20 protein-coding genes are annotated in these 26,532 nt (G+C 61.6%); 13 read left to right on the top strand and 7 right to left on the bottom strand.

Annotation, left to right across the window (positions count from 1 at the left end; genetic code table 11):
• Positions 1 to 356: 356 nt before the first annotated feature.
• From rimP to truB, 5 genes are all read left to right on the top strand, one after another.
• Entirely contained in the window at positions 357 to 815 is a 459-nt protein-coding gene (gene rimP, locus SB753_RS30650) for a ribosome maturation factor RimP (protein WP_007182297.1), read from the top strand.
• On the top strand, positions 812 to 2,287 hold the full coding sequence (gene nusA / locus SB753_RS30645; protein WP_410803598.1) for a transcription termination factor NusA: 1,476 nt from the start codon (positions 812 to 814) through the stop codon (positions 2,285 to 2,287). The genes rimP and nusA overlap by 4 nt, the downstream gene beginning before the upstream one ends.
• A gap of 94 nt (positions 2,288 to 2,381) precedes the next feature.
• Positions 2,382 to 5,327 (top strand): translation initiation factor IF-2, encoded by a 2,946-nt coding sequence (gene infB, locus SB753_RS30640; RefSeq protein WP_310064978.1) that lies wholly within the window; start codon positions 2,382 to 2,384, stop codon positions 5,325 to 5,327.
• Between the two features lie 176 nt (positions 5,328 to 5,503).
• Complete coding sequence (gene rbfA / locus SB753_RS30635) at positions 5,504 to 5,869, top strand: 30S ribosome-binding factor RbfA (RefSeq protein ID WP_027777275.1); 366 nt, start codon at positions 5,504 to 5,506, stop codon at positions 5,867 to 5,869.
• A 109-nt stretch (positions 5,870 to 5,978) separates the two neighbouring features.
• Complete coding sequence (truB, locus tag SB753_RS30630) at positions 5,979 to 6,914, top strand: tRNA pseudouridine(55) synthase TruB (RefSeq protein WP_410803596.1); 936 nt, start codon at positions 5,979 to 5,981, stop codon at positions 6,912 to 6,914.
• A gap of 150 nt (positions 6,915 to 7,064) precedes the next feature.
• Here truB and SB753_RS30625 read toward each other — a convergent pair whose 3' ends face one another.
• From SB753_RS30625 to SB753_RS30610, 4 genes are all read right to left on the bottom strand, one after another.
• The gene (locus tag SB753_RS30625; protein ID WP_410803594.1) at positions 7,065 to 8,627 is read right to left on the bottom strand and encodes a DHA2 family efflux MFS transporter permease subunit; all 1,563 of its coding nucleotides are present in this window, start codon (positions 8,625 to 8,627) and stop codon (positions 7,065 to 7,067) included.
• Positions 8,628 to 8,658: 31 nt separating this feature from the next.
• Positions 8,659 to 9,915, bottom strand: a complete 1,257-nt coding sequence (locus SB753_RS30620) for an EmrA/EmrK family multidrug efflux transporter periplasmic adaptor subunit (protein WP_204521008.1) — start codon at positions 9,913 to 9,915, stop codon at positions 8,659 to 8,661.
• 99 nt (positions 9,916 to 10,014) lie between these two features.
• The gene (locus tag SB753_RS30615; protein WP_410803592.1) at positions 10,015 to 11,583 is read right to left on the bottom strand and encodes an efflux transporter outer membrane subunit; all 1,569 of its coding nucleotides are present in this window, start codon (positions 11,581 to 11,583) and stop codon (positions 10,015 to 10,017) included.
• Between the two features lie 49 nt (positions 11,584 to 11,632).
• A complete protein-coding gene (locus SB753_RS30610) occupies positions 11,633 to 12,148 on the bottom strand; it encodes a MarR family winged helix-turn-helix transcriptional regulator (RefSeq protein ID WP_087753238.1) in 516 nt (171 codons plus the stop codon).
• A gap of 347 nt (positions 12,149 to 12,495) precedes the next feature.
• Between SB753_RS30610 and typA the strand changes: the two genes are divergently transcribed.
• The 6 genes from typA to SB753_RS30580 all read left to right on the top strand — a co-directional run bounded on the left by typA (position 12,496) and on the right by SB753_RS30580 (position 22,338).
• Positions 12,496 to 14,322 (top strand): translational GTPase TypA, encoded by a 1,827-nt coding sequence (gene typA, locus SB753_RS30605; RefSeq protein ID WP_020070123.1) that lies wholly within the window; start codon positions 12,496 to 12,498, stop codon positions 14,320 to 14,322.
• Positions 14,323 to 14,628: 306 nt separating this feature from the next.
• On the top strand, positions 14,629 to 17,490 hold the full coding sequence (locus SB753_RS30600; RefSeq protein WP_020070124.1) for a 2-oxoglutarate dehydrogenase E1 component: 2,862 nt from the start codon (positions 14,629 to 14,631) through the stop codon (positions 17,488 to 17,490).
• 144 nt (positions 17,491 to 17,634) lie between these two features.
• Positions 17,635 to 18,924, top strand: a complete 1,290-nt coding sequence (odhB, locus tag SB753_RS30595; protein ID WP_204521006.1) for a 2-oxoglutarate dehydrogenase complex dihydrolipoyllysine-residue succinyltransferase — start codon at positions 17,635 to 17,637, stop codon at positions 18,922 to 18,924.
• 151 nt (positions 18,925 to 19,075) lie between these two features.
• The gene (gene lpdA / locus SB753_RS30590) at positions 19,076 to 20,506 is read left to right on the top strand and encodes a dihydrolipoyl dehydrogenase (protein ID WP_087753250.1); all 1,431 of its coding nucleotides are present in this window, start codon (positions 19,076 to 19,078) and stop codon (positions 20,504 to 20,506) included.
• 89 nt (positions 20,507 to 20,595) lie between these two features.
• Entirely contained in the window at positions 20,596 to 21,693 is a 1,098-nt protein-coding gene (gene zapE, locus SB753_RS30585; RefSeq protein WP_020070127.1) for a cell division protein ZapE, read from the top strand.
• A gap of 171 nt (positions 21,694 to 21,864) precedes the next feature.
• The gene (locus SB753_RS30580; RefSeq protein WP_087753235.1) at positions 21,865 to 22,338 is read left to right on the top strand and encodes a transposase; all 474 of its coding nucleotides are present in this window, start codon (positions 21,865 to 21,867) and stop codon (positions 22,336 to 22,338) included.
• Between the two features lie 108 nt (positions 22,339 to 22,446).
• On the opposite strand, the gene SB753_RS30575 is transcribed toward SB753_RS30580, so the two are convergent.
• Entirely contained in the window at positions 22,447 to 22,932 is a 486-nt protein-coding gene (locus SB753_RS30575) for a DUF2147 domain-containing protein (RefSeq protein WP_087753234.1), read from the bottom strand.
• A gap of 1,036 nt (positions 22,933 to 23,968) precedes the next feature.
• Here SB753_RS30575 and SB753_RS30570 point away from each other — a divergent pair.
• On the top strand, positions 23,969 to 24,709 hold the full coding sequence (locus SB753_RS30570; protein ID WP_410803588.1) for a DUF2968 domain-containing protein: 741 nt from the start codon (positions 23,969 to 23,971) through the stop codon (positions 24,707 to 24,709).
• A 156-nt stretch (positions 24,710 to 24,865) separates the two neighbouring features.
• Here the strand turns inward: SB753_RS30570 and SB753_RS30565 are convergent, their stop codons facing one another.
• Complete coding sequence (locus SB753_RS30565; protein WP_027804963.1) at positions 24,866 to 25,060, bottom strand: hypothetical protein; 195 nt, start codon at positions 25,058 to 25,060, stop codon at positions 24,866 to 24,868.
• Positions 25,061 to 25,386: 326 nt separating this feature from the next.
• Here SB753_RS30565 and SB753_RS30560 point away from each other — a divergent pair, with 326 nt between their 5' ends.
• On the top strand, positions 25,387 to 25,611 hold the full coding sequence (locus SB753_RS30560) for a hypothetical protein (protein WP_020070132.1): 225 nt from the start codon (positions 25,387 to 25,389) through the stop codon (positions 25,609 to 25,611).
• A gap of 29 nt (positions 25,612 to 25,640) precedes the next feature.
• Here SB753_RS30560 and hfq read toward each other — a convergent pair whose 3' ends face one another.
• On the bottom strand, positions 25,641 to 26,108 hold the full coding sequence (hfq, locus tag SB753_RS30555; RefSeq protein ID WP_020070133.1) for an RNA chaperone Hfq: 468 nt from the start codon (positions 26,106 to 26,108) through the stop codon (positions 25,641 to 25,643).
• Between the last annotated feature and the right edge of the window lie 424 nt (positions 26,109 to 26,532).

Genomic DNA, 26,532 nt, shown 5'->3' with positions numbered 1-26,532 from the left:
AGTAGGGGCAGGTTGTCTCGCCCCAGCTTGCAAAAGTCGCGAGGCGTCGCCATATCGTCCAAAGATCCCCATGAAATCAGGCGGAAATGCGCTTGGCACGGCGTTCTGCGGTTTGCGTTTGTCCTGAAAAATGGCTACAATCGCGAAGTCGCTGGGCGTGCGGCTTTTCATGTGCGGCTCAGGTGCGACCACCGGTAATAAGATGATGGGCGTTTAGCCCATTTTTTTTTGCCGCTCAGTCCATCGTGGTTCGTCATCTCGGGTAGCACGAACGTGCGCCGGCCAGGCGCGCGGCCCGCATTGGTTGTTTGCAGAACAAGCGGCAGGCTCGCTGCGCGAACATCTAAGAGGGCACTGTGCAACTGACGGAACTGATTGAAACCACGGTCGTGGGACTCGGCTACGAGCTCGTCGATCTCGAGCGCACCGGGCGCGGCATGCTGTGTATTTATATCGACCAGCCGGCCGGCATCGCGATCGAAGACTGCGAGAAAGTCACGCGTCAGCTCCAGCACGTACTGACGGTCGAAAATATCGATTATGAGCGGCTCGAAGTATCGTCGCCGGGGCTCGACCGTCCGCTGAAAAAACTGGCGGATTTTGAACGCTTCGCAGGCAGCGAAGTGGTAATCACATTGAAAAAGCCATTGGACGGACGGAAATCGTACCGGGGTATTTTGCATGCTCCGCAAGGCGAGACCATCGGTCTGGAATTTGAAGGGAAGGAAGGCGCCGCGATGCTCGATTTCACGCTCGCGGACATGGACAAAGCACGCCTCGTTCCGAAAGTTGACTTTAGGAGCCGCAAACAATGAGTCGCGAAGTGTTGATGCTGGTGGATGCGCTGGCACGCGAGAAGAACGTCGATAAAGACGTGGTATTTGCCGCGCTCGAAGCGGCCCTCGCTTCGGCCTCCAAGAAACTCTTCGACGAAGACGCGGATATTCGCGTCCATATCGACCGTGAAAGCGGCGAGCACGAAACGTTTCGTCGCTGGAAAGTGGTGCCTGACGAAGCCGGTCTGCAAGAGCCCGATCAGGAAATCCTGCTGTTCGAAGCACGCGAGCAGAAGCCCGAAATCCAGCTCGACGAATACATCGAAGAACCGGTGCCGTCGATCGAATTCGGCCGTATCGGCGCGCAGGCAGCCAAGCAGGTGATCCTGCAGAAGGTGCGCGACGCCGAGCGTGAACAGATCCTGAACGACTTCCTCGAGCGCGGCGAGCACATCATGACCGGCTCGGTGAAGCGTCTCGACAAGGGCAACTTCATCGTCGAAACCGGCCGTGTGGAAGCACTGCTGCGCCGTGACCAGCTGATCCCGAAGGAAAACCTGCGCGTGGGCGACCGCGTGCGTGCCTATATTGCCAAGGTCGATCGCACCGCTCGCGGTCCGCAGATCGAACTGTCGCGTACGGCGCCCGAATTCCTGATGAAGCTGTTCGAGATGGAAGTGCCGGAAATCGAACAGGGCCTTCTCGAAATCAAGGCGGCGGCGCGCGATCCAGGCGTGCGCGCGAAGATCGGTGTGGTCGCTTATGACAAGCGCATCGATCCGATCGGCACCTGCGTCGGTATTCGCGGTTCGCGAGTGCAGGCCGTGCGTAACGAGCTCGGTGGCGAAAACGTCGACATCGTGCTATGGTCGGAGGATCCCGCTCAGTTCGTGATCGGCGCGCTCGCGCCGGCAGCCGTCCAATCGATCGTCGTCGACGAAGAAAAGCATTCGATGGACGTCGTCGTGGACGAAAACGAACTGGCGGTCGCGATCGGCCGCAGCGGCCAGAACGTGCGTCTTGCCAGCGAACTCACCGGCTGGCAGATCAACATCATGACGCCGGACGAATCTGCACAAAAGCAGAATCAGGAACGTGGCGTTTTGCGTGACCTGTTCATGGCGCGTCTCGATGTCGACGAGGAAGTTGCCGACATCCTGATCGACGAAGGCTTCACGAGCCTCGAAGAGATTGCCTATGTGCCGCTCAACGAAATGCTTGAAATCGAAGCGTTCGACGAAGACACCGTCCACGAACTGCGTAACCGCTCGCGCGACGCGCTGTTGACGATGGCAATCGCGAATGAAGAAAAGGTCGAAAATGTAGCGCTCGACCTGAAGAGCTTGGACGGTATCGACGCCGACCTGCTCGCGAAGCTGGCCGAACATCAGATCCAGACGCGCGACGAACTCGCCGAGCTGGCTGTAGATGAACTGGTCGAGATGACCGGAATGGAAGAGGATGCCGCTAAGGCGTTGATCATGAAAGCACGTGAACATTGGTTCCAGTGAGAAATGACCATGGCGCACTAAATTGAACGCGGCCGCCAGGCCGCATGACCCGATGCTAACCGCAAGGAATCGGTCCTTGCATTAAGAGGAATGAATGGCGAGTAACAACGTAGCCCAATTTGCCGCGGAACTGAAAATGCCTGCAGGCGTGCTGCTCGAGCAGCTGCAGGCGGCAGGCGTCACAAAAGCGAGCGAAGCCGACTCCTTGTCCGAAACGGACAAGGCGCGTCTGCTCGACCACTTGCGCAAGTCTCACGGCTCGACTGATGCAGACAAGCGCAAGATCACGCTGACGAAACGGCATACGTCGGAGATCAAGCAGTCCGATGCGACGGGCAAAGCTCGCACCATTCAGGTCGAGGTGCGCAAGAAGCGCACTTTCGTCCGCCGCGACGAAACCTCCGCTGATGGCGGAGATGCATCGAATCATGTGGCCGAGGCCGCCGAAGTCGACGATCTGGAACTTCAGCGTCGTGAAGAAGAAGCGCGGCACGCAGCCGAGTTGCTCGAGCAGCAGGCTCAGGAACTGAAGGCGCGTCAGGAGCAGCTCGAACGCGAAGAGGCCGAGCGCCAGGCACGCGAGCAGGCTGCGGAAGCCGAGCGCCGTCGCGCCGAAGAAGAGGCAGCGAAGAAGCGCGCAGCGGCTGCGGCCGAGGCGGCAGCTCGCGAGAAGGCGCAGCCGGCACCGCAAGTTGCGAAGGTCCAAACGGCGCCTGCCAAACCGGCGGAGCCGGTCGTCGCGAAAGACACCGAGCAGGACGACGAGCGAGCCGCTGCGGAGCGCGCGGCGCAACGCGAAGCCGCCAAGAAGGCGGAAGATGCAGCACGTCAAGCTGCGGAAAAGGCGCGCGCCGAGCAGGAAGAAATCGCCAAGCGCCGCGCGGCGGCCGAAGCCGAAGCGCGCGCGATTCGCGAAATGATGAACACGCCGCGCAAGGCGCAGGTCAAGGCGCCGGAACCGGCACCGAAGCCCGCAGAGCCGGCCAAGGCTGCTGAAGCCAAGGGCACGCTGCACAAGCCGGCGCGTCCGGCTGGCGAAGCGCCGGCACGTCCGGCTGCCAGGAAGCCGGCTGCCGCGGCTCCGGCCGCCACGACCACGCCGTCCGTTGGCGACAAGAAGAAGCCGGGCGGCAAGGGCGGCTGGCAGGACGACGCAGCCAAGCGCCGTGGAATCAAGACGCGCGGCGATACGAGCGGCGGCGTCGACCGCGGCTGGCGCGGCGGCCCGAAGGGTCGCGGCAAGCATCAGGACCAGAACACTACGTTCCAGGCGCCGACCGAACCGATCGTGCGTGAAGTGCACGTGCCGGAAACCATCACCGTGGCCGATCTGGCGCACAAGATGGCAGTGAAGGCGTCTGAAGTCATCAAGTCGATGATGAAGCTCGGCCAGATGGTCACCATCAACCAGATGCTGGACCAGGAAACGGCGATGATCATCGTCGAAGAACTGGGCCATCACGCGGTTGCGGCCAAGCTGGACGATCCGGAAGCCATGCTGGTCGAAGGCGAAGTGTCGGATGCGGAAGCATTGCCGCGTCCGCCGGTCGTCACGGTCATGGGTCACGTCGACCACGGCAAGACCTCGCTGCTCGACTACATCCGCCGCGCGAAGGTTGCAGCGGGCGAAGCCGGCGGCATTACGCAGCACATCGGCGCTTACCACGTCGAAACGCCGCGTGGCGTGATCACGTTCCTCGACACGCCGGGCCACGAGGCCTTCACGGCCATGCGTGCCCGCGGTGCAAAGGCAACGGACATCGTCATTCTGGTGGTCGCCGCCGACGACGGCGTTATGCCGCAAACGAAGGAAGCGATCGCCCACGCGAAGGCAGGCGGCGTACCGCTCGTCGTCGCGATCAACAAGATCGACAAGCCGGATGCAAATCCGGACCGCGTCAAGCAGGAACTCGTCGCAGAAGGCGTCGTGCCGGAAGAATACGGTGGCGATTCGCCGTTCGTGTCGGTGTCGGCCAAGACCGGCGCGGGCATCGACGATCTGCTGGAAAACGTGTTGCTCCAGGCCGAAGTGCTGGAACTGAAGGCACCGGTCGAAGCCCCGGCCAAGGGTCTGGTTATCGAAGCGAAGCTCGACAAGGGTAAGGGTCCTGTTGCAACGATCCTCGTCCAGTCGGGTACGTTGAACCGCGGTGACGTGGTGCTGGCAGGTAGCGCTTACGGTCGTGTGCGAGCCATGCTCGACGAAACCGGCAAGCCGACCAAGTCCGCCGGTCCGTCGATCCCGGTCGAAATCCAGGGGCTGTCGGAAGTCCCGCAAGCAGGCGAAGAAGTCATCGTCATGCCGGACGACCGCAAGGCGCGTGAAGTCGCGCTGTTCCGTCAAGGCAAGTTCCGCGACGTCAAGCTGGCCAAGCAGCAGGCCGCGAAGCTCGAGAACATGCTGGAGCAGATGGGCGAAGGCGAAGTGGCGTACATGCCGCTCATCGTCAAGGCCGACGTGCAAGGTTCGCAGGAAGCGTTGGTGCAGTCGCTGCTCAAGCTTTCCACCGACGAAGTGCGCGTGCAGATCGTGCACGGCGCCGTGGGCGGCATCAGCGAGTCCGACGTCAACCTGGCAACGGCTTCGAAGGCGGTCATCATCGGCTTCAACACCCGTGCGGACGCGCAGGCTCGCAAGCTGGCGGAAGCCAACGGTGTCGACATTCGCTACTACAACATCATTTACGATGCAGTGGATGAGGTGAAGGCCGCGATGTCCGGCATGCTGGCTCCGGAGAAGCGCGAAGTCGTCACCGGGACGGTCGAAGTGCGTCAGGTCTTCAAGGTGCCGAAGATCGGCGCGGTGGCCGGCTGTATGGTCACGGACGGCTACGTCAAGCGCTCGTCGTCGGTGCGCGTGCTGCGCAACAACGTCGTCATCTTCACGGGCGAGCTCGATTCGCTCAAGCGTTTCAAAGACGACGTGAAGGAAGTCCGCCAGGGCTTCGAGTGCGGTATGTCGATCAAGAACTTCAACGACATCGTCGAAGGCGACCAGTTCGAAGTCTTCGAGGTCACCGAAGTCGCGCGTACGCTGTAAGTCACGCGGCACGGTTCCAAGGGGCGGAGCGGGCATCAACGCCCACTCCGCCCGTTGTTTTTTGGAGCCGCCGTTTCGCCTGTCCGCGGTCGTCGCGCCGCGCGAATGCCGCAATTTTTCGAGTTTCGCGGCCGCGAACCATTTTTTGCATCCGCCAAAACGGATCACACAACACCATGCCTAAAAAACGTTCTTCACCCAATCGCAACGTGCAGATCGCTGATCAGATCCAGCGCGATCTGTCGGAACTGCTGCGCGAGGTCAAGGATCCGCGCATCGGCATCGTCACGATTCAGAGCGTCGAACTGACGCCGGACTACGCACACGCGAAGGTCTATTTCACGACGTTGACGGGCGACCCTCAACAGACGCTCGCGGCGCTCACGCATGCGGCGGGTCATCTGCATAATCAGCTGTTCAAGCGCCTGCATATTCACACGGTGCCGACGCTGCATTTCCATTACGACCAGACGATCGAGCGCGCCGTTGAAATGTCCCGTCTGATTGACGAGGCGAACGCCAATCGCGCGAAAGACGACTAAGCGCAGTCGGCGCACGCGTCCCGAGCCGCGCTACGCTGCGTGCGCAAGGCTCGGGTCGTCAAGGCGCAATATGCTGCTCCGGATTCCATAGAAACCCGTCATCCCCCACATGACCGCACCTCAACGCCCCCGCGTGCCGCGCCGCGCGCTCGACGGCGTGCTGCTGCTGGACAAGCCGCTCGGCCTGTCCAGCAACGACGCACTGATTCGCGCGAAGCGCCTCTACCTGGCTAAAAAGGCCGGACATACCGGCACGCTGGATCCGCTCGCGACCGGCCTGCTGCCGCTGTGTTTTGGCGAAGCCACCAAGTTTTCGCAAGATCTGCTCGAGGCCGACAAGACCTACGAGGCCACCATGCGCCTCGGCGTTCGCACCACCACTGGCGACGCCGAAGGGGAGCCGGTCGACACGCGCGCGGTGACGTGCGACGAGGCGGCGGTCCTCGCGGCCCTGCCGGCATTTGTCGGCGAGATCGTTCAGGTTCCGCCGATGTACTCGGCGCTCAAGCGCGACGGTAAGCCGCTCTACGAATACGCGCGGGCCGGGCAGACAGTCGAGCGGGAAGGGCGCCAGGTGACGATTCACTTGCTCCAGTTGCTCGCTTGCGCGCTGCCCGATGTGACGTTTCGCGTCACCTGTAGCAAGGGCACGTATGTGCGCACGCTGGCAGAGGACATCGGCGAGGCGTTGGGTTGTGGGGCTCATCTGGTTGCCCTGCGGCGCACGGGCGTCGGTGCGCTGACGCTGGAACATGCAGTGACGCTCGACGCGCTTTCGGATGCAACGGAAAGCGAGCGTGACGCGTGGCTGCAGCCGGTCGACGCCTTGCTGTCGACGTTCCCATCGGTGTATCTGGACGAAGACGCGACGCGGCGCTTTTTGCACGGTCAACGGCTGAAACTGTCCGAACTGAGTCTGAGCGGCGAGGCGGCGAATGCGCAGCGCGTGAGGGTCTACGCCGCGCAAGGGCGTCTGCTGGGCGTCGCAAAACAGGGTGAGGGCGTGCTCGCGCCTGAACGCCTGGTCGTGACGACGGCGAACTAGTCCCGCCACGCAAACCGAAAGCGCGTCAGATACGCGTTCCGGCACGCAACTCAATCGAGCTGATTGCGCCGCTGCAATGAAAAAGGCGGGACCGTTATAAAGCGGCCCCGCCTTTTTTGCATCTCGTCGTTCAGGGAATGAAACGCGAGATCAATGCGCCGCCGCGGCAGCGGCACCGGCGTCGCCGCCGGCCTTCTCCGGTTTCGTGACCCAGATCAGCGCGATCAGTGCCACGAAAATACCGGCGGAAATGAAGAAGATGTCGTTCACGCCGAGTTGTGCGGCCTGTTGCGTGGCCATCGAATTGAATAATCCATATGCTTGCGGCTGACTGAAACCCGCAGCGCCCATCTGGCGGATCGACTGATCGAACACTGGGTTGTAGGCGTTGGCGCGCTCGGTCAGTTGCGCGTGATGCATGATCGTCCGATGGTCCCAAGCCGTCTGGAAAATCGACGTGCCAATGCCGCCGCACATAATCCGCACGAAGTTCGACAAACCCGATGCCGCCGGTATGCGATTACCCGGCAAACCGGACAATGTGATCGAAACCAGCGGAATAAAGAAGCCGGCCATGCCGATGCCTTGAATCAGCGTGGGCAGTAGCAGCGAGTAGGTATCCACGCCAGTCGTATAACGCGAGCGCATCCAGAAGCACAGCGCAAATACGAGAAACGACAACGTCGCGATATAACGCGGATCGGTGCGCGGCAGGACCTTGCCTGTGATTGGCGACAGCAGCACGGCGAAGAGACCAACCGGCGCCATGACGAGACCGGCCTCGGTGGCCGTGTAGCCGATATCGGTTTGCAGCCACAGCGGCAGCAGAACCAGATTGCCGAAGTAGAGCCCGTAGCCGACCGACAGCGCTATGGTGCCGCCCGTGAAGTTTCGTTTGCTGAAGAGCGACAGGTCGACCACCGGATGCTCGGCCGTCAGTTCCCACACAATGAAGAACGCAAGCGCGATCACCGCGACCAGCGTCAACACGACGATGGTCGTAGACGAAAACCAGTCGAGGTCCTTGCCCTTGTCGAGCATGACCTGCAACGAGCCGACCCAGACGATCAGCAGGCCGAGACCGACACCGTCGATCGGCGCCTTTCTGACGACGGAATCGCGGTTGCGAAAGATCATCCACGTCGCGAGCGCGGCGATCGCGCCGACCGGAATGTTGACGTAGAAAATCCAGGGCCACGAGATGTTGTCCGAAATCCAGCCACCAAGGATAGGGCCGGCGACCGGCGCGATCAGCGTGGTCATCGCCCACATCGATAACGCCATCGGCGCCTTGGCGCGCGGATAACTCGCGAGCAGCAGCGTTTGCGACAGCGGAATCATCGGGCCGGCCACTGCGCCTTGCAGCACGCGCGAGGCGAGCAGGAAGGGCAGAGTCGGCGCGAGGCCGCACATCCATGACGAAATCACGAACAGTACGATCGACGCCATGAACAGGCGCACCTGGCCGATGCGGTCAGTGAGCCAGCCCGTGAGCGGCACGGAGATCGCGTTGGCGACCGCGAACGACGTGATCACCCACGTGCCCTGATCGGCCGACACGCCGAGGTCGCCTGATATCGACGGAATCGAAACGTTCGCGATCGACGTGTCGAGCACGTTCATGAAAACGGCGAGCGACACCGCGATGGTGCCGATCACCAGTTGCGCGCCCTCGAGCGGCGGGTGAGGGGCTTGCGCCTGAGCCTGAGCCATTCAGAAAGCCTTGTATGAGTCGCCGCGCGGCTTACATCAGTTTTGCAGATGCGGGCTTGCTGGATCCGGACTGCGCGGCTTTATGCGTGCCTGCGTTCGGACCGGCGTTTTCCGCGATGATGCGAGCAATTTCCGCGTCGGCTTCGTCGCCATATTTAGCAAACACGTCCGTCTGATAGATAGTGTTCTGTGCGTTGCCCAGCTGGCCGCCGTTCTCGTCCTTGATGCTCACGTCGGCTTGCATCGACAGGCCGATACGCAGCGGATGCTTTTCGAGTTCCTGCGGATCGAGCGCGATTCGCACCGGCAGACGCTGCACCACCTTGATCCAGTTGCCGGTGGCGTTCTGCGCGGGCAGCAGCGAGAACGCCGATCCCGTGCCCGCCGAGAAACCCACCACCTTGCCGTGATAGACGACCGACGAACCGTAGACGTCGGCCGTCAGTTCGACCGGCTGACCGATGCGCATGTGCTTGAGCTGCACTTCCTTGAAGTTGGCGTCGACCCAGACGGCGCCGAGCGGCACGATGGCCATGAGCGGCGTGCCCGGCGAGACGCGCTGTCCGACCTGGACCGAGCGTTTCGCGACATAGCCGGTGACCGGTGCCGGCAGCGTGTTGCGCGCATTGTTCAGATACGCGTCGCGGACCTTCGCGGCGGAGGCCTGCACGTTCGGGTGATTCGCGATCGTGGTGTTGGCGGTCAGCGCGCGGTTCGATGCCAGTTGCTGCTGAGCGGCTTCGACGGCGGCTTGCGCGCTCTTGACGGCGTCACGTGCGTGCGAAATTTCTTCCTGCGACACCGCGCCGGTTTGAGCAACCGTCAGACGGCGCTTCAAGTCGTCCTGAGCGCGCGAGAGGTCGGACTGGCGCTGCGCAACTTGAGCCTGGTACTGGTTGTCGTCGGCGAAGAGACCGCGCACCTGGCGCACCGTCTGCGCAAGATTCGCTTCTGCCTGATCGAGCGCGACGCGGGCGTCGGCCGGATCCAGCACGACGACCGGGTCGCCGGCCTTGACCGTTTGCGTATCGTCGGCGTTCACCGCGACCACGGTGCCCGTGACTTGCGGCGTGATCTGCACGACATTGCCGTTCACGTACGCGTCGTCGGTGTCTTCGTGAAAGCGCGCCACGAGGAAATAGTACAGACCATAGGCGATCGCGGCGATCAGGATCACGATGACGAGCAGCGTCATCATGCGCTTGCGTTTGCCGCTGTTCGCCGGTTGTGCCGGTTTGTTCGGCTGTGCCGGTTGGTTGTTAGCCGCGGGCTGTTGGGGGGTGCTCATTGATGTGCTCCGGGTTCTCTCAAACGTCGTCGTTTATTCGGATGTTCGTGTGTGGTCTGTTGCGGTCGATACGGTTGCGTGACGGCGCGATCAGCTCCGTCAGTTCACAGCGGCGGTTGCAGCCGGGGCGGATGACACGCCCGCCGCCGACGTGGAGACTGGTACCGCTGGGCTCGATGCCGCTGCGGCCGATGCCGGCGCGTCAGTCGGCACGACCAGGCCTGTCTGCGTCGCGTCGAAACCACCGCCCAGCGCCTTGACGAGCCCGATCTGCATGTCGCGGCGACGCATCTTGAGCGTGGTAACCGTCTGTTCGGCGGAAAGGCGGTTCTGGTCGGCGGTCAACACCTGCAGTTGCGGAGACAGGCCGGCCTTGTAGCGGATCACGGCCAGTTCGTATGCCTTCGTCGATGCGTCGAGTGCGCGTTGAGCGTCGCCCGCTTGCTGGTCGATCGAGCGGATCGACGACACCTGCGTCGCGACATCCGACAACGCATTGATCAGCGTCTGGTTGTAGTTCGCCACGTTCAGCTCGAAATCCGCATAACGGCCCTTCAATTGCGAGCGCAGCGCGCCTGCGTCGAAGATGGGCAGGTGAATCGCCGGACCGAACTGGATCTGGCGGCTGCCGGCTGTGAGGAATCGGCCCCAGCCGAACGCGTCGAAGCCGAAGCCGGCTGCGAGGTTCACGTCCGGAAAGAATTCCGCCTTCGCTTCCTTGACGTCATGCATCGCCGCTTCGACTTGCCAGCGCGCAGCAACAATATCTGCGCGGCGCGCGACGAGATCGGCCGGCAGATTGTCCGGTAGCGCGACTGCTTTGCCGACGCCGAGCGCAGGCTGTGCAATTTGCAGGCCGCGATCCGGACCCTTGCCGAGCAGCGCGCCCAATTGATAACGCACCACGTTGATCTGGCCGTCCAGATCGCTCAGGCTCGCCTGGCTCGACGCGATATTGCCCGTTGCGGTCTGACGCTCGACGTTCGTATCGAGACCGGCCGCAACGCGACCGTTCGTAATGCGACCGATATCCTGGCGGTTGGCGATTTCCCGCGCGGCGATGTCGCGCAGCGCGTAAAGCTGCGCAAGCTGGTTATAGGTGCTCGCCACGGACGCCGCGAGCGTCACGCGCGCCTGCTGCATGTCGGCCTCGGCCGCCTTTTCCTGCGACACAGCCTGGCCGAGGCGCTGACGGTTCTTGCCCCACAGGTCGAGATCCCACGAAGCGCTCGCGAGCACGTTGTTCTCGCTATACCAGGTGCCGCCGTACGGAGGCGGGTAGAGCGCGTTGCCCGAGAACAGTTCGCGCGTCCACGAATAGCTGCCGTTGACTTTCGGGTAAAGCGCCGAGCGCGAGGTTTCGATGTACGACGACGCCTTTGCGAGACGCGCCTGCGCCTGCGCGATCGACGGGCTGCCTTCCAGCGCTTCGGCAATCAGCTTGGGCAACTGCGGATCGCCGAACTGGTTGGCCCAGTCGAGCGACGGCCACTGGCCGCTCTGACCCGCGAGGCTCTGGGTGGACTCATATTGCGCCGGCGACGAAATCTGCTTGTCGCTTTTGACACCGAAGTAGTTCGCGCACCCAGTGAGGGCGAGCGCTGCCACCGCGGCGGCGACAGCGGCCCGGCTCGAAAACGCGGGCGCGGACAGGGAAAGGGATTTCATCGCTCGACTCTTTGAGTGGAATGTAATGATGGACGCTGCAAGCAATTTCTTACGATTTGCTGTCGTAATTGCTTGCCGCATCACGGGTCAGTCCCGTTTGTTCGCCAGAATTGAGCAGCACGCGACGCAGCATGCTCTTCAGAAAGCCCACTTCTTCCGGGGTGAAGCCGGAGAGCAGGTCATCCAGTACACCGTTGAAGATCTTCGGCATTTTGGCCGCGATCGCATGCCCTTCCGGCGTGAGTGCAAGACGCACGACGCGCCGGTCTTCGTTGCTGCGCACCCGCGTGAGCAGGCCGCGCTTTTCGAGACGATCGATCAGACGCGTGACGGCGCTTGCGTCAATGCCGTATTCGCGCGCGAGTTCGGCCGCCAGCAGGCATTTCCCGCTCGCCACCATGAACAGGATGCTGCCTTGCTGACTGGTGATGCCAAGCTCCGCCATGCTGCGCTGGGTAACCAGGTTCGACATGGTCGATTTCACGCGCGACAGCAGATAGCCGACACTTTCGCCTAGCTGGTATTCGCTGATCTCAGGCGCTGGGGTGGTGGACGGCTCCGTCATGATTCTCGTGCGAATGCAATGGTTGACTAGGCACAATTATAAGAGTCGGATGATTGACGCGGCAAGCGTTATTACAGCTTAGGCAAGGAAATATCCGCGCTCAAGCAAGAATCGGCGCGTTTTCGCGTAGGGCTAAGGACGATTGGACGTCAGATCTACTCATGCGGGAGTCGGTGCCGCAGCGCTTCCTATCAGGGAATACCAGAAAGCGTCATTGGTGCGTGCTATAATGTTGGGTTCCCAAAAGTGCGCATTGGGCTTGTCGTGGTTTTTATCCTCACATTGCTCTTATACGAAGAGCGAAGCGGCATGAGCAAGCGGCGCACTCAACTGTCTCCAGGTTTCCTATGACCCGCGCCCTACGCAACATCGCCATCATTGCCCACGTCGACCACGGCAAGACTACGCTCGTCGACCAGCTCCTCCGCCAGACCGCCACGTTCCGTGACAACCAGCAGGTTGCCGAGCGTGTGATGGACTCGAACGACATCGAAAAAGAACGTGGCATCACGATTCTTTCGAAGAACTGCGCGGTCGAATATGAGGGCACGCACATCAACATCGTCGACACCCCGGGCCACGCGGACTTCGGCGGTGAAGTGGAGCGCGTGCTGTCCATGGTCGATTCGGTGCTGCTGCTGGTGGACGCCGTCGAAGGCCCGATGCCGCAAACGCGCTTCGTGACCAAGAAGGCACTGGCGCTCGGTCTGAAGCCGATCGTCGTGATCAACAAGGTGGACCGTCCCGGCGCGCGCATCGACTGGGTGATCAACCAGACGTTCGACCTGTTCGACAAGCTGGGCGCGACCGACGAACAGCTCGACTTCCCGATCGTCTATGCGTCGGGCCTGAACGGCTATGCCGGTCTGACGCCGGACGTGCGTGAAGGCGATATGCGTCCGCTGTTCGAAGCCGTGCTCGAGCACGTGCCGGTTCGCGCGGCCGACCCGGAAGGCCCGCTGCAACTGCAGATCACCTCGCTCGACTACTCGTCGTATGTCGGCCGTATCGGCGTGGGCCGTATCACGCGCGGTCGCATCAAGCCGGGCATGGCCGTTGCCGTGCGTTCGGGTCCCGATGGCGCGATTCTGAACCGCAAGATCAATCAGGTCCTGTCGTTCAAGGGTCTCGAGCGCGTGCAGGTCGAGTCGGCTGAAGCCGGCGACATCGTGCTGATCAACGGTATCGAAGAAATCGGCATTGGCGTGACCATCTGCTCGCCGGAACAGCCGGAAGCGCTGCCCATGATCACCGTCGACGAACCGACGCTGACCATGAACTTCCTCGTCAACTCGTCGCCGCTCGCCGGCCGCGAAGGCAAGTTCGTCACGAGCCGTCAGATCCGTGACCGCCTGATGAAGGAACTGAATCACAACGTCGCGCTGCGCGTCAAAGAAACCGGCGACGAAACCACGTTCGAAGTGGCGGGCCGCGGCGAACTGCACCTGACCATTCTCGTGGAAAACATGCGCCGTGAAGGTTACGAGCTGGCCGTGTCGCGTCCGCGCGTGGTGATGCAGGAAATCGACGGTGTGAAGCACGAGCCGTACGAGAACCTGACCGTCGACATGGAAGACGCGCATCAGGGTGGCGTCATGGAAGAACTGGGCCGTCGCAAGGGCGAAATGCTCGACATGGCGTCGGACGGCCGTGGTCGCACGCGTCTCGAATATCGTATTTCGGCGCGCGGCCTGATCGGCTTTCAGTCGGAATTCCTCACGCTCACGCGCGGTACGGGCCTGATGAGCCACACGTTCGACTCGTATCAGCCGGTCAAGGAAGGCTCGGTTGGCGAGCGCCGCAACGGCGTGCTGATTTCGCAGGACGACGGCGCGGCAGTCGCTTACGCGCTGTGGAAGCTGCAGGACCGCGGCCGTATGTTCGTGTCGCCGGGCGAGCCGCTGTACGAAGGCATGATCATCGGCATTCACAGCCGTGACAACGACCTGGTCGTGAACCCGATCAAGGGCAAGCAACTTACCAACGTCCGTTCATCGGGCACCGACGAAGCAGTGCGCCTCGTGCCGCCGATCCAGATGTCGCTGGAATACGCGGTCGAATTCATCGACGACGACGAGCTGGTCGAAGTCACGCCGCAATCCATCCGTCTGCGTAAGCGCTACCTGAAAGAGCACGAGCGTCGCAGCGCGAGCCGCAAGGGCGCGGTAGATTAAGCAGCGCGCAACGGCCTCTGGCCTTCGCTTGAGCTGTTAGTGAAAAGCCACCTTCGGGTGGCTTTTTACATTTCCGAAGCGCATCCGCGTTATTGGAAATTGCCGCTGAAGCCCGTCGCTGAAGGCCGGGCGGCGATCCGTCTGCTATCTGCGATATCCGTTATGTGATATGCTCCCCGGGTGCAAAGTTTTAGGTCCTTCCAAGCAAGACTTGATTCGCGCAATCCGCTAAACGGTCAGGCCGTGTCGCGGAAGGTTCTGTAACCCGCTATTTCTCGAGAAACTCGAAGAAAGGTGAGCGTAAAAATGATGAAGCAATTCCAGTCGAACTCTTATCTGTTCGGCGGCAATGCTCCGTACGTAGAAGAAATGTACGAAGCATATCTCGACAACCCGGCGTCAGTGCCCGAGAACTGGCGCAGCTATTTCGACGCGTTGCAGAACGTACCTGCATCGGATGGCACCAATGCCAACGACGTGGCCCATGGCCCGATCGTCGAATCGTTTGCACAACGGGCCAAGGCCAACGCCTTCATCCCGCGCACGGCAACCGGTGGCGAAGACCTCGCTACCGCGCGAAAGCAAGTCTATGTGCAGTCCCTCATCGGCGCATATCGCTTCCTCGGCTCGCAATGGGCCAATCTCGATCCCCTGAAGCGCCGCGAACGTCCCGCAATCCCCGAACTCGAACCCGCGTTCTACGACTTCACCGAAGCCGATATGGACGAGGAATTCAGCGCCACGAATCTGTATTTCGGATTCGAGCGCGCTTCGCTGCGTGAGATCGTCAAGGCATTGCGCGACACGTACTGCGGCACGATCGGCGCCGAGTACATGTACATCAGCGATCCGGAACAGAAGCGCTGGTGGAAGGAAAAGCTGGAGTCGATCCGCTCCACGCCGAATTTCTCGAACGAGAAGAAAAAGCACATCCTGAATCGCCTGACGGCCGCTGAAGGCCTCGAGCGCTTCCTGCATACCAAGTACGTCGGCCAGAAACGCTTCTCGCTGGAAGGCGGCGAAAGCTTCATCGCGTCGATGGACGAAGTCGTGCGTCACGGCGGCGCCCGCGGCGTGCAGGAAATCGTCATCGGCATGGCTCACCGTGGCCGTCTGAACGTGCTGGTCAATACGCTCGGCAAGATGCCGGCTGACCTCTTCGCCGAATTCGAAGGCAAGCACGTCGACGACCTGCCGGCCGGCGACGTGAAGTACCACAAGGGCTTCTCGTCGGACGTCTCGACCGAAGGCGGCCCGGTTCACCTGTCGCTCGCGTTCAACCCGTCGCACCTCGAAATCGTCAATCCGGTGGTAGAAGGTTCGGCGAAGGCGCGTATGGACCGTCGCGGCGACGACAGCGGCCTGCAAGTGCTGCCGGTGCAGATCCACGGCGACGCGGCTTTTGCCGGTCAGGGCGTCGTGATGGAAACGCTGAACCTCGCGCAAACGCGCGGTTACGGCACGCACGGCACGTTGCACATCGTCATCAACAACCAGATCGGCTTCACGACGTCGGACCCGCGCGACTCGCGCTCCACGTTGTACTGCTCGGACGTCGTCAAGATGATCGAGGCGCCGGTGCTGCACGTGAACGGCGACGACCCCGAAGCGGTGGTTCTGGCCACGCAGCTGGCTATCGACTTCCGGATGCAGTTCCACAAGGACGTCGTGGTCGACATCGTCTGCTTCCGTAAGCTGGGTCACAACGAGCAGGACACGCCGGCTGTCACGCAGCCGCTGATGTACAAGACCATCGCAAAGCATCCGGGCACGCGCGCGTTGTACGCGGAAAAGCTGGTGCAACAAGGCGTGATCACGGCCGAAGAAGGCGAGGAATTCGTCAAGGCCTACCGCAAGGCGATGGACGAAGGCCATCACACGGTCGACCCGGTGCTCTCGAACTACAAGAGCAAGTACGCGGTGGACTGGGTGCCGTTCCTGAACCGCAAGTGGACCGACGCGGCTGACACGGCTGTGCCGCTCGCGGAACTGAAGCGCCTCGCTGAGCGCATCACCACCGTCCCGGAAAACTTCAAGGTTCACCCGCTCGTCGAGCGCGTTCTGAACGATCGTCGCGCAATGGGCCGTGGCGAAGCGAAGCTCGACTGGGGCATGGGCGAGCACCTCGCGTTCGCGTCGCTGGTCGCCTCCGGCTATGCCGTGCGCCTGACCGGCCAGGACTCGGGCCGCGGCACGTTCACGCACCGTCACGCGGTGCTGCACGATCAGAACCGCGAGCGCTGGAACGACGGCACTTACGTGCCGCTGCAGAACATCGCCGAAGGTCAGGCGAAGTTCACGGTGATCGACTCGGTGCTGTCGGAAGAAGCGGTGCTCGGCTTCGAATACGGTTACTCCACGGCTGAACCGAACACGTTCGTCGCATGGGAAGCGCAGTTCGGCGACTTCGTGAACGGCGCGCAGGTTGTGATCGACCAGTTCATTTCGTCGGGCGAAGTAAAGTGGGGCCGCGTCTCGGGCCTGACCATGCTGCTGCCGCACGGCTATGAAGGCCAGGGTCCGGAGCACTCGTCGGCGCGTATCGAACGTTTCCTGCAACTGTGCGCAGACCACAACATGCAAGTGGTCCAGCCGACCACGCCGGCGCAGATTTTCCACCTGTTGCGCCGTCAGATGATCCGGTTGTTCCGCAAGCCGCTGATCGTCGCTACGCCGAAGTCGCTGCTGCGTCATAAGGAAGCCGTCTCCGATCTGTCGGAACTGGCGAAGGGTTCGTTCCAGCCGGTGATCGGCGAAGTCGAAGAAACCATCGACGCGAAGAAGGTCAAGCGCGTGCTGGTGTGTTCGGGCCGCGTGTACTACGACCTCGTCGCGCATCGCCGCGAAGCGAAGGCGAACGACGTTGCGATCGTGCGTATCGAACAGCTGTATCCGTTCGCTCACAAGCAGTTCGAAGCGGAGATCAAGAAGTACGACAACGCGACGGAAGTGGTCTGGGTGCAGGACGAGCCGCAGAATCAGGGACCGTGGTTCTACATCGAGCACCATCTGAAGGAAGGCATGAAGGAAGGACAGAAGCTGGCATACAGCGGCCGTCCGGCTTCGGCTTCGCCGGCAGTCGGTTACTACGCGAAGCACTACGAGCAGCAGAAAGCGCTGGTCGAAGGCGCTTTCGGCCGCCTCAAGAGCGCGTCGATCGCTAAATAAAGAGAACAGACGAACCGGGAAAGCGCAGCGCGCTTTCCCGCGCCGCGTTCAGCGACCGCATAAAGGTCCAGGCGCGGCAGACATGGTTCGCAGGCGGTCGTCGTTCACCGCGCCGTCACCCGATACGTATTCAGGATATTCATAATGGCTATTGTTGAAGTCAAGGTTCCCCAGCTGTCCGAGTCGGTCTCGGAAGCCACGATGCTGCAGTGGAAGAAGAAGCCCGGCGAGGCTGTTGCCCAGGACGAAATTCTCATCGAAATCGAGACCGACAAGGTCGTGCTCGAAGTGCCGGCACCCTCGGCCGGCGTGCTCGCGCAAGTCATCGCGAACGACGGCGACACCGTCACGGCCGATCAGGTCATCGCCAAGATCGACACGGAAGGCAAGGCAGGCGCCGCCGCTGTCGAAGCGGAAGTGAAACCGGCTCCGGCCGCCACGCCCGCACCGGCCGCCGCACCGGCGCCGGCTGCTCAAGCCGCATCCGCAACGGGTGCGAACACCGCTGCTTCGCCGGCTGCCGGCAAGCTCATGGCGGAGAAGGGCTTGTCGTCGGGCGACGTCGCCGGCTCGGGCCGCGACGGCCGCATCACCAAGGGCGACGTGCTGACGGCAGGCCAGGCCGCTCCGGCTGCGAAGCCCGCCGCGCCTGCACCGGCTGCGGCACCGAAGGCCGCCCGGCCGTCGCTGCCGGACGTCAAGGGCCCGGCATCGGCCGACCAGTGGCTTAAGGACCGTCCGGAGCAACGCGTGCCGATGTCGCGTCTGCGTGCGCGTATCGCCGAGCGTCTGCTCGAGTCGCAGCAAACCAACGCCATCCTGACCACGTTCAACGAAGTGAACATGGCGCCGGTGATGGACTTGCGCAACAAGTACAAGGACAAGTTCGAAAAGGAACACGGCGTGAAGCTCGGCTTCATGTCGTTCTTCGTGAAGGCGGCTGTTCACGCGCTGAAGAAGTTCCCGCTGGTGAACGCGTCGATCGACGGTAACGACATCGTCTATCACGGCTATTTCGACATTGGTATCGCTGTCGGTTCGCCGCGCGGTCTGGTGGTTCCGATCCTGCGCAATGCAGATCAGCTGAGCCTTGCCGAAATCGAGAAGAAGATTGCCGAATTCGGCCAGAAGGCGAAAGACGGCAAGCTGTCGATCGAGGAAATGACGGGCGGTACGTTCTCGATCTCGAACGGCGGTGTGTTCGGTTCGATGCTGTCGACGCCGATCATCAACCCGCCGCAGTCCGCGATTCTCGGCGTGCACGCAACGAAGGAACGCGCCGTGGTCGAAAACGGCCAGATCGTGATCCGCCCGATGAACTACCTGGCGCTCTCCTACGACCACCGGATCATCGACGGCCGTGAAGCCGTGCTGTCGCTCGTCGCCATGAAGGATGCGCTGGAAGACCCGGCGCGCCTGCTGCTCGACCTGTAAGCGCCGCTTTTATCGGTGCCGGCTTGCGATCGCGCGAGCCGGCGCCATATAAAGCATCAGGCAAGCACCACGTCTTTCGCATTCCGCAGTACAGGAACGACCCGCGCCACGAAGTGTGGCCGCGCGCCGTTCCGTCATCAAAAGGATTGTCATGTCCAAAGAATTTGACGTCGTCGTGATCGGCGCAGGCCCTGGCGGTTACATCGCCGCCATCCGCGCAGCGCAGCTCGGCAAGACCGTCGCATGTATCGAAAAATGGAAGAACCCGGCCGGCACGCTGAAGCTCGGCGGCACGTGTCTGAACGTGGGTTGCATTCCGTCGAAGGCGCTGCTCGCGTCGTCGGAAGAATTTGAAAACGCATCGCATCACCTCGCTGACCACGGCATCTCGGTGGAAAACGTGAAGGTCGACATCTCGAAGATGATGGCCCGCAAAGACGGCATCGTTGAAAAGATGACGAAGGGCATCGAATTCCTGTTCCGCAAAAACAAGATCACGTGGCTCAAGGGTCACGGCAAGTTCACCGGCAAGACGGACGCCGGCGTGCAGATCGAGGTGAGCGGGGAAGGCGAGACGGAAGTCGTCACGGCGAAGAACGTGATCATCGCCACGGGTTCGAAGGCACGCCATCTGCCGAACATTCCGGTCGACAACAAGATTGTCGCCGACAACGAAGGCGCACTCGCTTTCGACACGGCACCCAAGAAGCTCGCCGTGATCGGCGCAGGCGTGATCGGCCTCGAACTGGGCTCGGTGTGGCGCCGTCTGGGCGCGGAAGTGACCGTGCTCGAAGCGCTGCCGGAATTCCTCGGCGCGGCTGACCAGGCGCTCGCGAAAGAAGCGGCCAAGCAGTTCAAGAAGCAGGGTCTCGACATTCACGTTGGCGTGAAGGTCGGCGAAGTGTCGACAACCGAGAACAGCGTCACGATCAATTACACGGACAAGGACGGCAACGCGCAGAAGATCGAAGCCGACCGCCTGATCGTGTCGATCGGCCGCGTGCCGAACACCGACAACCTCGGTCTCGAAGCGATTGGCCTGAAGGCCAACGAACGCGGCTTTATCGACGTCGACGATCATTGCGCGACGGCCGTGCCGAACGTCTACGCGATCGGCGACGTGGTTCGTGGCCCGATGCTCGCGCACAAGGCCGAAGACGAAGGCGTGCTGGTCGCTGAGATCATCGACGGTCAGAAGCCGCATATCGACTACAACTGCATTCCGTGGGTGATCTACACGGAGCCGGAAATTGCGTGGGTCGGCAAGACGGAACAGCAACTGAAGGCGGAAGGCCGCGAAGTCAAGACGGGCCAGTTCCCGTTCATGGCGAACGGCCGCGCGCTGGGCATCAACAAGGCGGACGGTTTCGTCAAGATGATCGCCGACGCAAAGACCGACGAACTGCTCGGCGTGCACATCATCTCGGCAAACGCATCGGACCTGATCGCGGAAGCCGTGGTGGCGATGGAATTCAAGGCGGCGTCGGAAGACATCGGCCGCATTTGCCATCCGCACCCGTCGCTTTCGGAAGTCATGCGCGAAGCGGCACTCGCCGTGGACAAGCGCGCGCTGAACATGTAATCGCGCGCACGCCTGACTGAACGTACTCTGGCATCACCACAAAGGCGGGCGGGTTCACTCCCTCCCGCCTTTCTTTTCGCAGCAACACGATGAACGTCACCGAATACTACGAAAAAGAACTGCAGACGCGGGGCTACCAATCCGACCCGGCGCAACGCGCGGCGGTCGACCGTCTGCAGCGGTGCTACGAAGAGTGGGTCGAGTACAAGTCGCGCCGCTCGAATGCGTTGAAAAAGCTCATCAACCGCCCGGACCCGCCGCGCGGCGTGTACATGTGGGGCGGAGTAGGGCGCGGCAAAAGCTTCCTGATGGACAGCTTCTACATGATCGTGCCGGTGCAGCGCAAAACGCGGCTGCATTTCCACGAATTCATGCGCGAAGTGCATCGCGAACTGGAAGAACTGAAAGGCCAGGCCGATCCGCTCGACGAACTCGCACGACGCGTTGCGAAGCGCTACCGGCTGATCTGCTTCGATGAATTTCACGTGTCGGACATTGCCGATGCGATGATCCTGTACCGCCTGCTCGACAAGCTCTTTGAAAACGGCGTGCAGTTCGTGATGACGTCCAACTACGACCCCGACACGCTGTACCCTGACGGCCTGCACCGCGACCGCATGCTGCCGGCCATCGAGCTTATCAAGGAGAAGCTCGACGTGATCAACGTCGATGCAGGCATCGACTACCGGCAACGCACCCTCGCTCAGGTGGAGGTGTATCACACGCCGCTCGGCGCGGCCGCGGACAAGGCGTTGCGCGACGCGTTCGCGCGCCTCGCCGCAGTCCCTGACGAAAGCCCGATCCTGCATATCGAAAAACGCGAGTTGAAGGCGCTACGCAAGGCCGACGGCGTTGTCTGGTTCGATTTTGCGACGTTGTGCGGCGGTCCCCGTTCGCAGAACGACTACCTTGAACTGGCGAGCCGTTTCCACGCGGTGATTCTGTCAGCGGTGCCGCAGATGTCGGCGCGCATGGCGTCGGAAGCGCGCCGCTTCACATGGCTGATCGACGTGTTCTACGACCACAAGGTGAAGCTGCTGATGTCGGCTGCGGTGCCGCCCGAGGAACTTTACGTCGATGGCCCCATGGCTAACGAATTCACTCGCACGGTGTCGCGGATCGTCGAAATGCAGAGCAAAGAGTATCTCGATGCGCCGCGCCGGATCGTCGATACGTCGCTGACCTGAGCAGGGCTCCGGCCGTTTCGGGATACCCGCGGGCCCTCCTTTTGCGATAGCTCACGCCGCTTCGGCCTAGCGGACTAGGTCGAAAGGCGTATTTTCAGGATTCGGATTGCTCTGATGTTCCGTGTTTGGGCGACTGGCTATCTTTGTCGAGTATCTGACAAAGGAGAAACCATGAACCCCTACCGCGATATGAACGACGAAGAGTGGCAACGCATTGCGCCGTTGCTGCCCGAACTGCGCCCGCGCTCTGAACTACGCGGACGCCCGCTTGCCAACACCCGTTCTGTTCTGAACGGCGTGTTGTGGGTAATGTATAGCGGCGCTACCTGGTCTGCCATGCCGCGCAAATACCCGTCTTATCAAACCTGTCATCGCCGCTTCAAGGCCTGGTACGAATCAGGCGTATTAAAGCGCGTCATGGAGCAGTTGTTCGGCACAGCGAGTGAAGAACTTTGCGCAATGATGGAGGCGCGCATGCGCACGCACCTGAGCGCGGAACAGAAAAGCGTGGTCGCAGTAGAAAAGGCGCCGGTGCCGGCAGCGCCCACGGCGCATACGTCGCCCACGTTGCACAAGCCGGCACCGGCCAAGCCCTTGCCGTCTTCCCCGTTTGCTTTCGCGTCGCCCTTCAAACACGCTGCATGACGACTTCAATTACGCGAGATCACGTAAAAACGGCCGCACGATAATATCGTCGGCCGTTTGTCTTTGTCTTTGTCTTTTGGATTGATCAGCGCGGGCCGCGCTCATTCATTATTGCTGACGAACCCAGGTTTGCGATCGGCCAAGCAACGACACGCCGATGTATCCGCGCACAACGAGCTTGTTGCCGCCTTCTTCCAGATGCATTTTGCACTTGTATAGCTTGCCGTTTTCGGGGTCGAGGATCTGCCCGTGATCCCAGGCTTCACCGTCCTTTTTCATGTCGCTAATGATGGTCATGCCGAGAATTGGCTGGTCCTTGCGCGCGTCGGTACATGCAGTACAGCGGCGATCTGGCTGGTCGTTCGGACCGAGACCCTTGATTACCTTGCCGCTTAGCGTGCCACTGCCGTCCTGGGAAATCTGCACGAGTGCCTTTGGCTGGCCGGTGTGATCGTCGATAGTCTGCCAGGTGCCTACCGGAGTGTCCGTTTGCGCCATCGCGGTGACAGCGCTGGCGAGAAGCACACCGGCAAACGCTGCATGTTTCGCTGTGCGAAGCGCGACCGCGCGAGCGCGTTGAGTGAACTGCATCATTGTCTTCCTCCTTGTTAAAAGACGGCGCGATCGTGGTCGCGCAGCGTTTTTGGCATCGCGTGAAGCCGTATCACGAGACGTTGGACTCGCGATCTCGCGTGATGCTCCGGGTTCTCCTGACGCCAGCGGCGCGAGCCCGGCTCGCGGCTTCGTATGGCCGCTTCATGTCGTCAGCGCAGAATACGTTAAGTGTGCGTCAAAGTGCGGCTGTCGTTTGATAGTGGAACCTCTAATCAGACTGCGGCACTTTGCGGCTGCATTGAACTGATACCAGAGCATGGCTTCGATATGCGGCCTGAGCGACGTGCTTTCGACGGGTGTTTTGCCGGACGCTTGTAGCACCTACAGGTCGCAGGCTGTAGTACTTCGTGTCGTCGGTCCGAGGGCTGAAGTAATCGACGAAGCTCTCAGCGGCGGGTGAGGGCCCGCATGCAAATAAACGTGCGTCGTATGGAACGAAACGCACGGCGTGACATTGCGCGCAGTCACGTGAGGCCTGTGTGAACGCAGTGTTGATCTGCAACCTCGCTCGGGCCCGAATGGTCCGATGGCTCGTCCGTTAATCGCGTTAATGCGGGATCCTTATCAATTACGGGTTCCGAAACTGCATGGCGATGTCATGAACCGGCTCGTCAATGTGTTCAAGAGTTCTGGAGTCGCTGGAGCTGACTGAGTCGCCCACCACCAAACTCGAGACGCCCGTCAGTTCCAACAGTAGGGCGCTGACTGGATCAAACGCCCGACTGTATCTGCGCCGAACCGTGCGACACGGTGAGGCAGCAGTCCACGTTGAAAGCGCATGCCCCGCGCGGCGACCTCCGCTCCTGACGCAGCGATTGCAACCTCCTATCGTCTGCCGTCCCTAGAACCAGACGAGGCGGCATCTTCGCCAATTGACAAGACCACCCTGCGCTGGAAGGCCTAACCCAGGACACCCGGTCGGTACAAATTTTCGACGAACAGCCCGAAGTTCGCGAAAGTGAGTAATAATGAGATGATCAGGAACTAAAATTAAAACTATCGAAGCAGGAATGACATGGACCAGAAGTCGAAACTACGACTGATCGCCGTCGCCGCGATCATGGCGTTGGGGGTAGCACAAGTCGCGGGCGCACAGGCTCAGCCGGAGGCCGATAACAGCGCAACGCCCGGGTTGGTTGCCGAACCGGCCACCACAACCGCACTGGCGTCCGCTTTGCTGCCGGCGCAGGCCCAAGTGCAGACGCAAGTGCAAACATCCGCGCTTACGCCGGATGAGGTCAAGCAATCCGCCGCGGGGAACGTCGCGGAACTGCAGCAGTTGATCAAGGGCTCGGAACTCAGCGAGTTGCGCACCACGTACAACGCCAGCTATGGAACGAGCTTGCTATTCCACGGCAAGGAAATGACGTACTACGTGGCGCTTTTCCAGCAGAAGAACTTCTGGCGCGTGATCAAGACGCAAGACGCGGCGCGCGCCGAAATGATCTATCGCGATTTCGTGCGCCAGACTGTGCAGTTGTCGAATGTAGAGATTCGCCGCACGCAACTCGAAGCGCAGAAGGCGTTCACCGAACGCATGATCGCGTTGTCACAGGGCCGCGCCAACCGTCTGCAAGCGGATCTTGACGTAGCCCGCCAGCAGCAGACGATCGTTGCGAACCAGCAGCAGCAAACGCGCGCGGAAGCACTGGCACTGGCTCAGCAGAAGACTGCCGCGCAAGAGCAGCTGCGCGTCGCCCAGCGCCAGGTGCGCGACCTGCAGCGCCAACTCGAAAGCGGCTTGCCCGCGCACTAACCCGGACTGGGTCGAACGGCCCATCTCAAGGCCGGGCGTAGCGGTGCTTTACCGCAGCCCGGCCCGCCGAAACGACGCGTTGCGACGCGCCGGCAATCCCATTCGCGCGGGCTGCGCTGGTCTTCGTAGCATGCGCCTTACTTCTTGCCGCGCGCGCTAGCGCCGCTTCTTTTCTGTCACCGGCTGCTCGTTTTCCGATGCGCGACGCGGCTCGTGCTCGTGGACGGCGATCGGGTCGCTCGCGGGAAAGCTCTCTTCCAACGCCTCGTCGAGGCGACTATCCGTCGAGTCTATCGACGGTTCCGCCTGCTTTCCGGCAGCGGGCAACGCAGTGTGCTTCTTGCTCGTCATGACAGGCTCCCTATGAACGAAGTCGACGGTTGAGCATAACGCAAAGGGAGCATCGACGACATCGGCCGAACGGTATAGGACGCGCGTGCGCACTCGCCAGAGCACGCGAGGATCGACATGCGGCGGGTGCGCCCCAATCTGAATAAATAAAAACTTCAAACGTGAGCCTGCCCGCTCGTTTTCCGAGTGTCGCAGGAATGCAGTGCGGAAAATAGAACAATGACCGGTCGCGTGGACCGGCCCATCAGACCGCCTGCGCCAAACCTGCAATGCTCAGCTCGGGAGGAGCGCAAACACGATCGGCGAACGACAAGGCAGCAAACACCATGGACAAGAAACCCGTGCGCGCCAAGCGTTTCAACGCTTCACACGTGGTGGAGGCAGAGCTGGAACATCTGGATTGGGCAACGAAGCAGCCGGCGCAACGGATGTTGGACGCCGGCTACTGGCGGCGTCGCGTGTTGGCGGTTAAAAGCAAGTTCGAGCTGACGGACCAGCAGGTGGCGAGGGTAGAAAAAATTCTGCAGCGGCTCGGTCCTCTCGCGAAGTGACCGTCGCCGCACCGCGGGCACGTCGACGCTTACGCGTGACCGCCGCCGCCATGATTGCCGTGGTTGCCGCCGTCGCCGCCCGTGCCGAACAGGCGCCGGCGGCGCGTCACCACTACCGGCGCGTCTGACGCGCTGCCGCGCTCTGGCGCAGGGCGGTCGGATGACGGCGCACCGTACGATTCGCGCGGTTCACGCGGTTCCCGATGCTCGCGCGGCTCCCGCGAGCCGTGCGGGCCGCGCGTGGTGTGCTCGCCATGCGACGGACGGCCCGCGCGCGGAGCCGGACGGGTTCCGGTATCGAGCTGGATCGTCGAGATGGCGCGCTTGTAGATGCCTTGCAAGCCGACGGGCGTGCGCAGCATCACCAGATACTGATCGAACGACTCGATGCACCCTGTCAGGCGGATGCCATTGACAAGGTAAATCTCAACGCGCTTTCGTTCTTTGCGCGCAGCGTTCATGAAGTCGTTTTGCGGATGCGATTCTGCGGAAGCCATGGACAATTCAGGTTAGAAAGACGGTTGTTCGCCGCGATTCTACCCTGTGTGGGGGCAGAACGCGTCGACGGGCGAACTGCGTCCACTATAACGGCTTGCGCTCACATAAGCACCTGATAACTATTGGCTGTAACGTTGAGTTACGAAATCCGCCGACCATTGGCCGGCTTCTTCGGCCACGGCCCGCGTTTGCTCCCGTCGATGGCGGAAAATGCCGGCATTGCGAGCGCGTCGGTGGAATAAATTCCGGGTCCAACGCGTTTAGTCAAGGACAGGGTTAAGCACTGAGAAGCAGGAACCGAAGCGCTAACGCTGGTAGAGACAGATTTGCATGGGGCTGAAGTAAACGCTGAAGCGCTAACTCCGGTCGACCGCTTTGCATGGGACCGGACTAAGCGCTGAAGCGCTAACTCCGGTCGACCGC

The sequence above is a fragment of the Paraburkholderia sp. SIMBA_053 genome, assembly GCF_046534895.1.
GTDB classification, from domain to species: Bacteria; Pseudomonadota; Gammaproteobacteria; order Burkholderiales; family Burkholderiaceae; genus Paraburkholderia; species Paraburkholderia caledonica.
The sequence above is the reverse complement of the archived record's forward strand: the minus strand, read 5'-3'. Positions and strand labels throughout refer to the sequence as shown.